We start from the raw sequence: 13893 nt of genomic DNA, 5'->3' as shown, positions 1-13893 counted from the left end.
CCCGGTTCGATCGTGGTCTTGCCCGCGCGGGCTTCACCCGAAAGGGAACGGCCGGGCGGCTGGAGTGGACACACCGGCACGCACACGGCGATCAGTCCTCGTGTGGCCGGTACAGCCACAACCGGAACAGCCGGCTCAGCAGCGGCATGACGAGATAGGTCAGCACCGGCACCAGCATCACCGGGAAGACCGCCGCCCGCAGCGGCAGGGGCCAGCCGGCGGTGCGAGGTGTCACCAGCGACTGGATGAGGAGCGTGATCGGATAGACGCCGAGGAACGTGGTCAGCACCATCTTCCAGCGCGGCGGGGGCTTCACGGTCGTGCCGGGAAGCCCGAACCAGGTCTCCATGCCCGTGGTCGACTGCCGCTCGCTGCCCACCTCGGAGGCGACGTCCTCGATGCGGGCGTGCCACCGAGCCCGCTCCTCGGACTCCAGCCACCGGGTGAGCCGGTGCGGATCGGACCAGCGCAGTACCGCGTGATACCGGTGACCGTCCTCGGGGTGCAGCCAGGAGACGCCCTCATTGCCGGGGAACCGGCGGGCACAGCGGGTGATCCCGTGGGTCCACTCCTCGAACTCCCGCTCCCGGCCGGGTCGTACCCGCCAGGTGAGCACGGTGGTGACCGGTTCGCCCCTGCGCAGCTGGGTGGTGCTCATGGTCACCACGTGTGCCACGCCTGGCGCGGATCATGCGCCCCGCGCCGTGACCGGGGTCAGCGCCCCGAGTCCACCAGCGCCTGGGTGACCGCGCGGACGCTGCGCGCGATGTGCTGGAGCTGCAGCACCTCCGCCGCGTACAGCTTGATCGTGTGCTCGATCACCGACTCGGGCAGACCGATGCGGGGCAGGTCGGCGCGGGCGGTCTGCAGAGCGGTGCGGGCGACCCGGATCTCGTGCTGGACCTGGATCTGCGCATGGCGGGCGAGCAGCACGGGGTGGCGGATGAACGCCGGGTAGCTGGCGTAGCGCGCCGGCACCAGCTCGCGCAGCCACTTGGTCGCCGAGCGCTCCCAGTCGTAGGAGCCGGGCTGCTTGACCTGGCACGGCCAGTCCGGGCTGAGGCGCGTGGTCGTCAGTTGCATGGGCATCGCTTCCGGTGTGCGGCGTCGTCAGGGTGATCCGACGGGTGCGGGCGGCCCCGGCCTAGGGGATGACCGGGGCCGCCACGGGCCTCGCAGGGGCGAGGTCCGCCCGGACGCCTTCGGCGCCGACGCGGGTAGGAGACGGCGGCCTTCGGGTGTCCGGGTGACGCGTGAGAAGTATTTATATATGCCGTCTGCTTTGCAAGGCGTATGAAAACATTCATGCGCGAAATGTTGTGAAAGGTCCCTTTGTAATGAGCGAAACGGGAGCGGGGAGTGTTGCGGCGAGCGCCGCGCGTCAGTCGCGCAGGAAGAACTGGTGCTGGTCGGAGATCTGCTCGTACTCCTCGAGCCGGGCCTGGGTGCGCTCCGGATCGGCGTCGGTCATGGCCTGCAGCAGCGCGGCGGCGATCACACCGGGCGCGGCGTAGGAGTCGAAGACGAGCCGGGAGCCGGTGCCGGTCGCGAAGACGACGTCGGCCTCGTCGGCCACCGGACCGAGCGCCAGGTCCGTCACCAGGGCGACCTTGAGACCCGCGCTGCGCGCGACCTGTACGGCGGTCAGCGTCTCCTGGGCGTGCCGGGGCATCGAGAACGCCAGCACCCAGGTGCCGCCCGCCTCGCGCGACTGCAGCAGCGCGTCGTAGGCGACGCTGCCGCCCCGGATCACCAGACGCACATCGGGGTGGATGCGGCGTGCGGCGTAGGCGAAGTACTCGGCGAGGGAGACCGAGATGCGCAGCCCGAGGACCGTCAGCGGAGTGGACGACGCCAGCTTGCGCCCGATGTCGATGAGCTGGTCGGGGTCGGCGAAGTCGCGGCGCAGGTTCTCCAGGTTCTCGATCTCGGCGTCGACGGCCGCCTGCAGTTCGTTGCTGCCGTTCTCCTCGGTCGCGCCGGGGCCGCCGGCGAGAGTGCCGAGGGCGATCGACTGGAGCTTCTCGCGCAGCGCGGGGTAGCCGCTGAAGCCGACCGCGGCCGCGAAGCGGGTCACCGACGGCTGGCTGACGCCGACCCGTTCGGCGAGATCGGTGATCGAGAGGAACGCCGCCTCGGTGATGTGCTCGATCAGGTACTGGGCGATGCGCCGCTGGCCGGGGGAGAGCCGGGGCCGGTCGAAGAGTGTTCTGAGCTGGGACGCCGGGGCGGCCTCGGCTTCCGGTGCGGTCCTGCCCGAGGTGATCGCGGATGCCTGTGCGCGTGCCTGCTGCGGCGATGGCACCGGTGCGCCTCCTTTGTCTCCCACAGTGCTTCAACATAGCTCACGAGCCCTCGTGACCAGGGCTTGTACGAGGTAAGAGCGGTCCGGCGGACGGATGCCCGGATCGCTCACCGGAGGCTTGTGTCAGCGGCGGTAGAGGGTGATCGAATGACCGACCTCGTCGATCTCACGACTGCTGTCGATCAATTCGGCCAGCCTGCCGCGCGCCTTGGCCACCGCCGAGTCCGACACGACCAGCAGCCCGTGCACCTGACGCGGAGGCACCTTGCGCGGGTCGGACGCGTCGATGCCGTAGTACGAGGGCACCCCGCTGCCCTTGTACACCAGCCAGATCCGCTCACCCCGGTACCGCTCGCGCAGCCGGTCGGCGAGCCGCCCCAGGTCCTGGCCCCAGTCCACGTTGGAGTCGTGCAGCCGCAGATGGGTCTTGGCCGGACCGCCGAACGCCTCGTTGGAGTACGGCAGATAGTAGGGGTACGTCCGCACCGAGCTGACCGCGACGAACAGCACCAGCGCTCCCGTCACGAAGGGAGCCCACCGCCACCGCACCACGAGGACACAGCCCGCGGCCACGGCCAGGAACATGGGCACGAAGATCGCGTACCGCGTCCCGAAGTCCCGCGACCCGGTCATGGCGGCGCCCAGCAGCACGGCGGCGGGCAGCAGCACATAGGGGGCCGCCGGCCGCAGCCGCCGTACCGCCACCATCACCACGGCCCCGGCGATCCACAGCGCGAGCATGCCCAGCGGCGTCTTCACCAGCAGCGCGGCCGGCAGGTAGTACCAGCGGGACCCGGTGTACAGATGCCCGAACAGGAAGCCCTGCCACGGGTAGTTCTCCAGGCCGAACTGGATGCGCATCCCGTCCCGGTACGAGGCAGGCAACGGCAGCAGCCGCACCAGCAGCCCCTTCAGTCCGTGCACGGCGGGTACGGGCTGATCGGGCGTCCACCGCAGCCGCGGATCGACCACCAGATACGACAGCCATACGACGGCCACGGCGCCCACCGCCACCACGGCCGCCCCCGCCGCGGACCGCAGCAGCGCCCTTTGCCGGTCCTCGGCGCCGGCCCGCCACACCGACCAGGCGCCCAGCGCCACGAGCACCGGAACCGCCGGCAGCACACTCATCTTGGTGGCCAGCCCCGCCCCGAGCGCCAGTCCGCCCAGCGGCACATACAGCCGGGGCCGTCGGCGCGCCCGCCACAGCAGCCAGGCCGACGTCAGCACGAAGCCTGCGGCCGGCACGTCCAGGGTGGCCAGCGAGCCGTGCGTGATGACGTCGGGGGAGAAGGCGTACAGGGCCAGGGCCGCCAACCCGGCCTTGGTGCCCGCGAGTTCACGGGTGAAGGCGAACACCACGAACCCGAAGAGCAGGGTCAGCACGATCATCGGCAGCCGGGCCCAGAACATCAGCCGCCACGGGTCGTTGCCGGACGTGTACAGCAGATGCGCCCCGAAGCGGCTCTGGTCGCCCTTGTACGCCGTGTCGACGTGCGGGTCGGCGATCGCCACCCCGACCGCGATCACCAGCTTGCCGAGGGGCGGGTGCTCGGGGTTGAAGCGGACGCGATGCTCGTGCAGATAGTCGGCGGCCGTGGCGACGTAGATCGGCTCGTCGATCGTCGGTGTCTGCTGCACGGCCGTGGTGACCATGGCCGCGGCCATCTGGGCGAGCAGCACGAACACCAGCAGGGGGACCAGCCAGCGCCTGTGGGGGCGCCGTGACCGCCCGGTGGCCGTCGCCCGTGGTGGCGGGTGTTCCTCGTCGTCGTGTGTGCCCGGCTCCAGGACCGAGTGCTGTTCGTGCGCCATCATCCGCCCCGCGGTGACACCGACCGCGAGGGGGCGGGAGCGATCCGGGCCCATCCCATGAACCTACTTTCGCATCAGCTCCCGCCCTCCGGGCGTCACCGCTTCAGGAGTCGTACCGACAGACCTTCCGTCGTGTAGACGGGTACGGCCCGCAGCCCGTCGGAGTTCAGCTCCACGCTGTCGAAACGGCCGCGGAGCTGCGGAGCCGACAGCACGCGCACGGTGCTGCCCGCCGCCGGCGGCTTGTCGACGTCCAGCTGGAGGGACAGTACGCTGCCCGAGCCCAGCAGCGCCCGCCGGGTGACCTCAAGGGCGGGTTCATGGCCCGAGCGCAGCGTCAGCTCCAGCGTGCCGGACTCCTGGGAGTACACGCCGTGCGCCTGCACGGGCTGCGGCACGCGCAGCGTGCCGCCGGACACCCGCACGTCACCGTGGCCCAGCGCATGCGAGGAGGCGGCGACCAGCGTGCCGTCCTTCACCACGGTGCCGCCCGTGTACGTGTTGTGGCCGGTGAGGGTGAGCGTGCCGGTGCCCCGCTTGGTCAGCCCGCCGTCGCCGTCGATGTCGTTGCGCCAGCTGTCGGCCGCGCCGAAGCCGCCCGCGGACGCGTCCAGCGTCACGGTCACGTCGGAGTCGAAGGCGCCGTAACCGTCCGCCGCGGCGAACAGGTTGAGCCGGCCCCACTGCTCGAAGCCGTCCAGCAGCACATACCCGGAGGGCAGGGCGGTGGTCCGCAGCACCTCGCGGCGCTGGGCCGCGTCCAGGTAGGGCAGCCGGGTCTCCAGCAGCACCTCCGCGCCCTTCGGCACGGTCAGCGGCTCGCTGCGGCCCTTGCGGGTGAGGACGTAGGTCAGCCGGGGCTCGACCGCGCAGGCGTTGGCGTCCCGGTCGGCGTAGGCGTCGCCCGCGTCGGAGTGGGCGTAGGCGAACAGAGTGTCGGCCGTGGTGCCCGTCTGCTGGGTGAAGTACGCCAGGGCCTGCGCGCGGGCGGCGGCCTTGAGGTCGGCGTTGGCCGGGTCGGCCAGGGTGGCGGCGGCGAGGGCGGTGGCCATGATGCGGCCGCCGATCACGTCGACAGTGGAGTGCATGCCCGCCATGATCCGGGTGTGGCTCAGCTCGAAGGCGCGCGTCACCAGCTCCTGGAAGCGCTCCGGCACGGCGTACGCGTAGGCCAGGCCGGCCAGGTGGAAGGCGTTGGTGTGGCCGCTGGGGAAGCCGCCGTCGTCCGTCGGTGAGGTGCTGCGCTGGCGCAGCAGCTGGGGCGCGACGATCACCTTCGAGTCGTAGACGGGGTAGCCGAACGCGTCGGTCTTCCCGGTGTCGACGACCTCGCTGTCCTCGTTCATGCGCCAGGGACGCGGGTACTGGTAGGCGTACTTCGACGGGTTGCCCGACGCCCAGTTGCCGCGCAGCGTGTCGACGAGCTCGGCCACCTTGCCGAGCGCCGAGGTGTGCGAGCCCGCGCCGAGCGTGGAGCCGGCCGGGGCGCCGGCGGGCACGGCGTCGTTGATCGTGGTCGCGGGCGTCGAGTCGGGCGCGCTGGTGATGGAGGTGACCGCCTGGGCGCCGGACCTGTACCGGTCGGCCAGCGGTCCCAGGCCCGCGATCATCGCGTAGCTCTGGTGCTGGCGGTCGTAGAGGAACGCCTCCTTCGCCTGGGCGTCCGTACGCGCACCGGTGATCCGGACGCTGTAGCGCACGTTGGCGCGCAGCAGGTCGGGCAGCAGTGGGGCGCCGGTGTTCCAGGCACCGCCCGTCTTCCAGATCTGCGCGAAGCCGCCGAGGACGCGGACCACCGCGTTGGTCTCGGGCGTGAGGTTCGTCAGGAGGTTGGTCTTGTAGTCGTCGACGAACGCGGCGGCGTCGGTGGCGGCCTTGGCATCGGCGGCGCCCAGCCAGGAGGCGAAGGTGGGCGCGGCCAGCACACCGGCCGTGGCGCCCAGGGAGGTCTTGAGGAAACCCCGTCTGCCGACGGCGAGACGGCCGTCCGTCGAGGGGGAGCGGTGCCCGGCGGGTGACGGCATGCGAATGCCTCTCTTCAGTTCGTCGGCCCTGCGGCCGTAGGGGGTGACGTGACGTGCGCTGAGGGGGACCCGTGGACGGCTCGTGGAGCCGTCCGAGTCGACCGATGCGTAGTGCGAAGATCTACGGCCGGGTTGTGTCCCGGTGGTGTGGGTCGTGCGACAAGGAACTGTCGTGCGGGTGAACGCGCTGTCAGCCGGGGCGCTGGCCGCCCATGCTGTCGTAGAACGGGGTGCCGGGAGAGACGTCCGAGGGCTTGACCGGATGTCCCGCGGCGCCGGAGGCGTAGAGGGCGGCCACCAGGGAGAGGGTGCGCCGGGACTCGGCCAGCTGCACGGGCGGCGGGGTGCCGTCGCGCAGGCTGGAGAGCACCTTCGTGAACTGCTCCCGGTGTCCGCTGCGGGAGTCCACCGCCGCCGCGGTGTCCCGCGCGCCGGCCATGGCCGCCTCCCACTCGGTGAGCACATGGTCGTGCCCGGGGGCCGGGGTCACCCGCCAGTCCTCGTCCCGGTAGCCGTACAGATGGGTGACCTCGACGGTGGCGTACTCGAAGTCGTAGCGCAGGTACGACTCCTGCCGTGGGGAGAGGGAGCTGTTCACCACGGAGGCCACGGCGCCGTTCGCGAACGACACATGCGCCATCGAGACGTCCTCGGTCTCGGTGCGGCGCGCCTGTGTCCTGGTGATGGCCTGCACCTCGGTCCAGTCGCCGAGCAGATCCAGCATCATGTCCATCTGGTGGATGCCCAGGCCCATGGTGGGGCCGCCGCCCTCGGTGTCCCACCGGCCGCGCCAGGGCACGTCGAAGTACGACTGGTCGCGGAACCACGTGGTGTGGCAGACCGCCAGCAGCGGGCGGCCCAGCACGCCCGCGGAGGCCAGCGACTTGAGCACGGCCTGGCCCCGGCCGAACCGGTGCTGGAACACGGTGGCGAACCACGGCGGCCCGCTCGCCGCGCCCGCGATCTCGTCGAACTCCCTGAGCGACAGCGCCGGCGGCTTCTCCACCAGCACGCTGGCCCCGGAGCGCAGGCATGCCAGTGCCTGGTCGCGGTGGAGACCGGGAGGCGTGCACAGGTACACCAGGTCGGGGCGGGACCGCTCCAGCAGCACGTCGAGGTCGTCGTAGCCGGGCGGTGCCCCGTGCTTGGCCAGGAAGGCGTCCAGCCGAGTGCGGTCGGTGTCCGCCGCGGCCACGATCCTCGCGGGGACCGGGCCCTGGGCGGTGAGCGCGGCCGCATGGTCCATGGCGACGTCGCCGGTGCCCACGACCGCAATCCGTATCTCTTCGTCCTTCACTCGTGCTCCATCTGGTTCAGCTGGTGGGGGGCAGGTGGGGCGGTTCCCGGCCCGGGGAATCATGCGAGGTAGGTCGCGGAACGGGCGTGCTCGATCGTCAGCGCGCTCACCCCGGTGATCGCCGCGTCGAAGCCCAGCTCGCTCACCGCGATGCGCGGCACCCAGGGGATCCGGCCGACAAGGCGTCTGGTCAGCTGCTCGGCCGACTCCTCGCTGTACTGGGCGAACGCGCCGGCGAGCGCGATGACCTGGGGGGAGAGCACGACCGAGGTGGCGACGAGGGCGAGGGCGATGGAGTCGAAGAACTCGTCGCGGGCCCGCTCGGCGTCGCTGTCGCCCGCCCGGCAGCTGGCCATCATCGCGCGGAACGCGGGACCGACGCGCTTGCCGTGCAGACCCTCCCGCGCGGCGAACGGCTGCACCTGCGCCGCCAGGGTCGAATCGACATCGCCCTGTTCCGTGAAGTAGCGGGAGAAGGACGCGCTGGAGGTCAGCAGGAAACCGATCTCGCCCGCGGCCGACCGGTGGCCCCGGTGCAGCCGCGCCTCGTTGATGATGCCCGCGCCGAGCCTGGCGCCGAGGACGAGCGCGACGGCGCTGTGCGCGCCCGCGAGGGCGCCGCTGGTCCACTCGCCGTAGGCCGTCGCGTTGGCGTCGTTCTCCACCAGGATCGGCAGCCCGCTCCGGGCCGAGACGATGTCGGCCAGCGGCACCTCCTGCCAGTCGAGCTCGACGGCCTTGGACACCACCCCGTCGTGCACGATGCCGGGAACGGTGATGCCGACGGCGACGATCGGCGCGGTCACGCCCGTCCGGGCCGAGGTCAGCCGGTCGACGAGCTGCAGCAGTCCGTCGATGCGCGCGGCACCCGCGTCCTGGCCCTCGAGAGCGAAGGTGTGGCTCTCCTCGTAGAGGGTGGTTCCGCCCAGGTCGACCAGGCGTCCTCTGGCCGTGTATTCGGTGACGTCGACGGCCATGATGGCGCGGGCCGACGACGCGAATCGCAGCAGCGTCGTGGGCCTGCCGACCGACTGGCGCACCTGGCCCGCGGGTTCGACCGCGCCCTCCTCCAGGAGGGCCGAGCACAGCCGCTCGATGGTGGCCGAGCCGAGCCCGGTGCGCTGCTGGATGTCACGTCGGGACAGTGGTCCGTGCTCCCGGAGAACGTCTAGTATCGCGGTCCGGTTGATCTCGGTGACATGCCGAGTTGTCGCCGTACGTGGCGCCGGTCGGTTCACAACCCTCCCCCATAATCCATCGGACTGAGGATAAGTCTCGTCCGCATGCGTCTTCCCTGACTGTCTCGGAGATTACCAGTCTCCAGCCGGTTGCCAAGGTTGCCGGAGAATCCCAGATCTGCAACGAGGTGCGTTAACCCTTGTGGGTATTCAATCGCAGTGATAGGAAACGGGGACCTGCTACTACCAGCGGCCGGCGCCGTGCTCCGTCCGCTCCGACGAAAAGGGATCAAAGATGACCCGTGTGGGTGTGCGGCGCTCCCGCCGACTCGGCCGCGGCGGTATACGCCGCCTGGTTCCCCTCGCTGCCGTGGCCACGGCAGGAGCCCTGCTGCTCTCCGCCTGTGGGTCGGGGTCCGGCTCGGGCGGGAACGCCAAGTCGCTGACTTTCTGGATTTCCACGGTCCCGGGGCAGGATGCGGGCTGGAAGAAGCTGGTCGCGCAGTACAAGAAGGAAACCGGCGTCAAGGTCAAGCTCGTCAACATCCCCTACGACGGCTACCCGACGAAGCTGCACAACGCCGCGCAGGCGAACTCCCTGCCCGACGTGGCGGACGTGCCCGCGCTGGACCCGATCTGGTCGAACAAGCTGCTCGACCTCAGCTCCATCGCCAACAACAAGAGCAACAACATCAACGCCAACTTCCTCGCCAAGGACTCGTCCGGGAAGGTGCTGTCCATCCCCTCGGACGTCACCGCGTCCGGCCTGTTCATCAACGAGTCGCTGTTCAAGAAGGCGAACGTCTCCTTCCCGACCTCGCCGGACAAGACCTGGACGTGGACCGACTTCATCGCGGCGGCCAACAAGGTCCGCGAGAAGACCGGCGCCAAGTACTCCCTGGCGTTCGACCAGTCGCCCTCCCGGCTGCGCGCCATGGTGTACGAGATGGGCGGCCAGTACGTCCACGCCGACTCCTCCGGCAAGTTCTCGGTGGACGACGCGACGAAGAAGGCCGTGAAGACCTTCGTCGGATGGAACGACGACAAGGTCATGCCGAAGTCGGTGTGGACCAGCGGCGCCGACCCGTCCGCCATGTTCCAGAGCGGTGACGTGGTCGCCTACTGGTCCGGAGTCTGGCAGGTTGCCTCCTTCGCGGACAGCATCAAGAAGTTCGACTGGGCGAGCGTCCCGACTCCCGCCCAGCCCGTGCAGGCCAGTGACGTCAACAGCGGCGGCATGATGGTCGGCTTCAACAACAACGCCGCCGCGGCCACCGCCGCGAAGAAGTTCATGTCCTGGGTGTACGAGCCGAAGCAGTACACCGAGCTCGTGGAGTCCTCCGGGTTCCTTCCGGTCGAGAGCGGTCTGAACCCGAAGTACCCCTTCACCTCCCCGGCGGCGCAGGCGGCGTTCAAGCTGTACAACCAGGAGATCCCGCTCTACGCCCCGATCTCGGGCTACTTCAACGGCGCGCAGACGGCGTGGGTGCTGAAGGGCAAGAGCCTGACCGAGGACCCGACCAAGACGGAGCTCGGCAAGGCGGTCAACGGCCAGCAGTCGTCCGACAAGGCCTTGGAGAACATCGTGGCCGGCTACAACCAGCAGGTCGGCGGGGGCTCGTAGGCCAGTGGGCCGGGCGGCGGGAAGGGACTCCGCCGCCCGGCCTCACGCGCGCCCACGTGATGTCGGGCTCAGGGCGTGAGCCCACAGGAATCCATTCCATCAGCACGGAGTCAGGAAGATGACAAAACGCGCCTCGGCCGTGGCCGTGAGCCCGCCCAGGAGACGCAGTAAGTACACCCTTGCGCCGCTCGTCCTCATCGCGGCCAATGTCGTGCTCTTCGGGCTGTTCTTCGTGTGGCCGGCGGTGATCGGGCTCATCTACTCGTTCACGAACTACACGGGTGTGGGGGCGTTCCAGTTCATCGGACTGGAGAACTACCACAACCTGTTCGGGGACTCCACGTTCTACGACGCCCTGAGCCGGACGCTGCTGTACACCGTGCTCTTCGTACCGCTGAACTTCGCGGTCTCGCTGCTCGCCGCCAACCTGGTGGTCAGCAAGCACGCCAAGGGCTCGTCGGTCGCCCGCGTCATCTTCTTCATCCCATGGCTTCTGTCGCCCATCGTCGTGGGTGTCCTGTGGCGCTGGATGTTCGGTGAGAACTTCGGACTGGTCAACTACGTCATCGAGAAGTTCGGCGGAAGCGCCGTTCCGTGGCAGTCGAACGCGGACCTCTCGCTGCTCGTGGTGGTGATGGCGGCAGCCTGGTCCTGGACGGGCTTCACGATGCTGCTGTTCATCGCGGCGATCAAGAACGTGCCGGTGTCGTACTACGAGGCGGCCTCGCTCGACGGCGCCGGCCCCTGGCGCCAGTTCTTCAGCATCACCCTGCCGAGCATCGCGCCCACCTCGTTCATCGTCATCCTGCTGAACACGATCAACGCGATGAAGGAGTACCCGGTGTTCGTCGCCCTCAACAACGGCGGCCCCGGAACGTCGAACAACCTCCTGGTCCAGTACATCTATGACACCGGCTTCAAGCGGGGCCAGATCGGCTACGCGAGCGCCGCGTCGTTCGTGCTCATGCTCATCCTGATGGCCGTCGCGATCATCCAGCTGATCGTCAACCGGCGGGTGGAGAACCGATGACAACCACAGACATCCCACGCCCGGTCGACAAGGGCCCCGGACGGGCCGTCTCCAAGAAGAAGTCCCGCGGCCCGGCCACCGGCGGTCTGCGGCAGGCGGTGTCCGCGACGACACTGCTGTGGATCATGGCCTGCCTCTACGGGTTTCCGGTGCTGTGGTTCATCCTCAGCTCCTTCAAGCCGGCCAGCGACCTGTTCTCCTATCCGCTGACACTGGTTCCGCGCAATCCCACGCTGACGGGTTTCAAGGCGGCCTGGGACAGCGCCAACTTCTCCCAGTACTTCATCAACACCGCCCTCGTGTGCGTGATCACCACGATCCTCACGGTGGGCGTCAGCTGCTGCACCGGCTACGCGCTGGCCAAGTACGACAACAAGTGGCTCAAGGCGTTCTTCCTCTGCATCCTGGCCACCACGATGCTGCCCGGCGAGGTCATGCTCGCCCCCGAGTTCCTGGTGGTCCGCAACCTCGGCCTCTACAACTCGTTCGCCGGCATCATCCTCCCGGCCGTGCTCACCGCGACCGGATGCTTCATGTTCCGCCAGTTCTTCCTGACGGTTCCCGACGAGCTCGTGGAAGCGGCGCGCATCGACGGCGCCCGCGAACTGTCGATCTTCCTGCGGATCATGGTGCCGCTGTCCCGGCCCATCATGCTGACGCTCGCCATCCTGTCCTTCCAGTGGCGGTGGAACGACTACATCTGGCCGCTGCTGATGCTCAACGACCCCAACAAGTTCACGGTGCAGATCGGCATCCAGAGCATCGTCGGCGCGCAGAACATCAACTGGTCGGTCCTGCTCGGCGCGTCGGTCATCTCCATGATCCCGCTGATCGTGATCTTCCTGGTCTTCCAGCGCTATGTCATGGGCGCCGACATCAACGCCGGTCTGAAGGACTGACCTTGCCCGCTGCGTTCGACCACGAGTTCGTCCGCGCGGCGGCGCTCGCCGCCGACGGGTCGGCCGCCTCGCTCGGGACCGACCCGGCGGCGGAATTCATCGGGCCGCACCGCGCCCTGGCCCGGCGGGTGAAGACCCTGGTCGCGGCGTACCGCTCGCCGGAGTCGGTCCTGCACGGCAGCGAGCGGGCCGTCGCCGCCGCGCTGACCGACCTCCGTGCCCTGCGGTCCCTGCAGACGGCCTCCGGCCTCTTCGCGGGCGGCGACAACGTGCAGTCCCCGCCGGACTCCGCGTTCACCGTCAACGACGTGTGCGACGCGCACGTCCTCGCCGAGGGCGCGGGGCCGGAACTGGCTGACGTCACGGCGGCGCTCGCCGACATCGCGGGCGCCGCCACCGGCCCTCTCCTGACCGGTGGGGTGCACACCCCGAACCACCGCTGGGAGCTGAGCGCGGCGCTCGCCCGTCTGCACCGGTCGTTCCCCGACGACCGCCTCCTCGACCGCGTCGAGCAGTGGCTCGCCGAGGGCGTCGACATCGACACGGAGGGCCTGTACTCGGAACGCAGTGCCGTCTACGCGTCCCTCGTGACCAACCCGTCGCTGCTCCTGCTCGCCGACGTCCTCGACCGCCCCGACCTGCGGGACGCCGTCGAACACAACCTCGCAACGACCCTGGACCTCATCCGGCCGGACGGCACGGTGGAGACCGTCCACTCGCGCCGCCAGGACCAGAGGCTGTCGTTCCCGCTGTGGCCCTACCTGCCGCACTACCGGCTGCTCGCGATCCGCACCGGCCGGGGCGACTTCGCCCGCGCGGCCCGCCTGGCGGCCATCGACGGCATCGACGACCCCGACCTGCTCGCCCAGACCCTCCTCACCCCGGATCTGTGCCGCGTCCTGCCGGCTCCGGACGCGGAGAAGCTCCCGCGCCACCGGTACCTCCCCACCGCACGCCTCGCCGCACACGCCTCGGCCACCGCGCACACCGTGGTGTACGGCGGCTCCGACCTGCCCGAGCACCGGCGCATCCGCTCGGGCCTCGCCTGCAACCCCACCTTCCTGCGCCTGTTCGCCGGCGAGGCCGTCCTCGACGCGGTCCGCCTCTCGCGAGGGTTCTTCGACCTGGGCCCGTTCCGCGCCGCCGACATGGAACAGCTCGCCGACCACCGGTACCGGCTCACCGGAACCCTCACCACCGCCTACTACCAGCCGCTCCCGAAGGACCGCAGGCGCGACGACGGCGCCTACCGTCTGGTGGATGAGGGCCGCTTCTCCGCGGCGATGGCCTTCCCCGACCGCCCCCAGGACGAGATCTCCCACACCACCCGAGTCGAGGTCGACCTGCGGGAGGACGGGGCCGACCTGCGGATCGACATCAGCGGCCCGCCGGTGCCCTGGTCCCTCGAACTGACCTTCCGGCCGGGCGGCGAGCCGCAGGGCGCCGTACCGCTCGGTGACGGACGCTGGTGTCTGACGACCGAGCCGTTGACCTACCGCGTCGGCGACGACGCGATCCGGGTCGAGGCCGCCGTCGAGACGGGCGAACCGCTCGTCGGACCGGACCGGAGCGACATACTGCGCTACGACCCCGGACAGGACTACACCGTGGCCGGCGGCACCGACGCGACGACCGGAAACCACGTCTACCTCGGTGGGCACGGACCGCAGACACTGACCCTCACACTGCGCGCCCACCGGCCCGCACCTCCGGCATGAAGG

General features: G+C 69.9%; 11 protein-coding genes. 4 read left to right on the top strand and 7 right to left on the bottom strand.

Features of this window, described 5'->3' with window-relative positions; all coding sequences use genetic code 11:
* Nucleotides 1–91 precede the first annotated feature (91 nt).
* The 7 genes from ACWC09_RS08005 to ACWC09_RS07975 all read right to left on the bottom strand — a co-directional run bounded on the left by ACWC09_RS08005 (nt 92) and on the right by ACWC09_RS07975 (nt 8679).
* Nucleotides 92–658, bottom strand: coding sequence for an antibiotic biosynthesis monooxygenase (locus tag ACWC09_RS08005; protein ID WP_450849669.1), 567 nt, complete (start codon nt 656–658; stop codon nt 92–94).
* Between the two features lie 56 nt (nt 659–714).
* Nucleotides 715–1083 (bottom strand): hypothetical protein, encoded by a 369-nt coding sequence (locus ACWC09_RS08000; RefSeq protein WP_450849816.1) that lies wholly within the window; start codon nt 1081–1083, stop codon nt 715–717.
* 298 nt (nt 1084–1381) lie between these two features.
* Nucleotides 1382–2305, bottom strand: a complete 924-nt coding sequence (locus tag ACWC09_RS07995; protein WP_450849667.1) for a MurR/RpiR family transcriptional regulator — start codon at nt 2303–2305, stop codon at nt 1382–1384.
* Nucleotides 2306–2428: 123 nt separating this feature from the next.
* Complete coding sequence (locus ACWC09_RS07990) at nt 2429–4174, bottom strand: ArnT family glycosyltransferase (protein WP_450849665.1); 1746 nt, start codon at nt 4172–4174, stop codon at nt 2429–2431.
* Nucleotides 4175–4215: 41 nt separating this feature from the next.
* Nucleotides 4216–6144 carry a phosphatase PAP2 family protein gene (locus ACWC09_RS07985; RefSeq protein ID WP_450849663.1) on the bottom strand — a complete coding sequence of 643 codons (1929 nt, stop codon included), beginning with the start codon at nt 6142–6144 and terminating at the stop codon, nt 4216–4218.
* Between the two features lie 190 nt (nt 6145–6334).
* Complete coding sequence (locus tag ACWC09_RS07980; RefSeq protein WP_450849661.1) at nt 6335–7441, bottom strand: Gfo/Idh/MocA family protein; 1107 nt, start codon at nt 7439–7441, stop codon at nt 6335–6337.
* Between the two features lie 59 nt (nt 7442–7500).
* Entirely contained in the window at nt 7501–8679 is a 1179-nt protein-coding gene (locus tag ACWC09_RS07975) for an ROK family protein (protein ID WP_450849659.1), read from the bottom strand.
* A gap of 235 nt (nt 8680–8914) precedes the next feature.
* Between ACWC09_RS07975 and ACWC09_RS07970 the strand changes: the two genes are divergently transcribed.
* The 4 genes from ACWC09_RS07970 to ACWC09_RS07955 all read left to right on the top strand — a co-directional run bounded on the left by ACWC09_RS07970 (nt 8915) and on the right by ACWC09_RS07955 (nt 13890).
* A complete protein-coding gene (locus ACWC09_RS07970) occupies nt 8915–10243 on the top strand; it encodes an ABC transporter substrate-binding protein (protein WP_450849657.1) in 1329 nt (442 codons plus the stop codon).
* A gap of 118 nt (nt 10244–10361) precedes the next feature.
* Entirely contained in the window at nt 10362–11273 is a 912-nt protein-coding gene (locus tag ACWC09_RS07965; protein WP_450849655.1) for a carbohydrate ABC transporter permease, read from the top strand.
* A complete protein-coding gene (locus ACWC09_RS07960) occupies nt 11270–12172 on the top strand; it encodes a carbohydrate ABC transporter permease (RefSeq protein WP_450849653.1) in 903 nt (300 codons plus the stop codon). Before ACWC09_RS07965 ends, ACWC09_RS07960 begins: the two co-directional genes overlap by 4 nt.
* Nucleotides 12173–12174: 2 nt before the next feature.
* Nucleotides 12175–13890 (top strand): hypothetical protein, encoded by a 1716-nt coding sequence (locus ACWC09_RS07955; protein ID WP_450849651.1) that lies wholly within the window; start codon nt 12175–12177, stop codon nt 13888–13890.
* Nucleotides 13891–13893: the final 3 nt, after the last annotated feature.

Source organism: Streptomyces sp. NPDC001617, from assembly GCF_053596855.1.
Note: the sequence above shows the minus strand (reverse complement) of the source record. Positions and strands in the feature narration are given on the sequence as shown.

Bases quoted from the DNA above. Each gene is read 5' to 3' on its own strand.
- ACWC09_RS08005 (WP_450849669.1), bottom strand. From the start codon at position 658: ATGAGCACCACCCAGCTGCGCAGGGGCGAACCGGTCACCACCGTGCTC.
- ACWC09_RS08000 (WP_450849816.1), bottom strand. From the start codon at position 1,083: ATGCAACTGACGACCACGCGCCTCAGCCCGGACTGGCCGTGCCAGGTC.
- ACWC09_RS07990 (WP_450849665.1), bottom strand. From the start codon at position 4,174: ATGGGCCCGGATCGCTCCCGCCCCCTCGCGGTCGGTGTCACCGCGGGG.
- ACWC09_RS07985 (WP_450849663.1), bottom strand. From the start codon at position 6,144: ATGCCGTCACCCGCCGGGCACCGCTCCCCCTCGACGGACGGCCGTCTC.
- ACWC09_RS07970 (WP_450849657.1), top strand. From the start codon at position 8,915: ATGACCCGTGTGGGTGTGCGGCGCTCCCGCCGACTCGGCCGCGGCGGT.
- ACWC09_RS07965 (WP_450849655.1), top strand. From the start codon at position 10,362: ATGACAAAACGCGCCTCGGCCGTGGCCGTGAGCCCGCCCAGGAGACGC.
- ACWC09_RS07960 (WP_450849653.1), top strand. From the start codon at position 11,270: ATGACAACCACAGACATCCCACGCCCGGTCGACAAGGGCCCCGGACGG.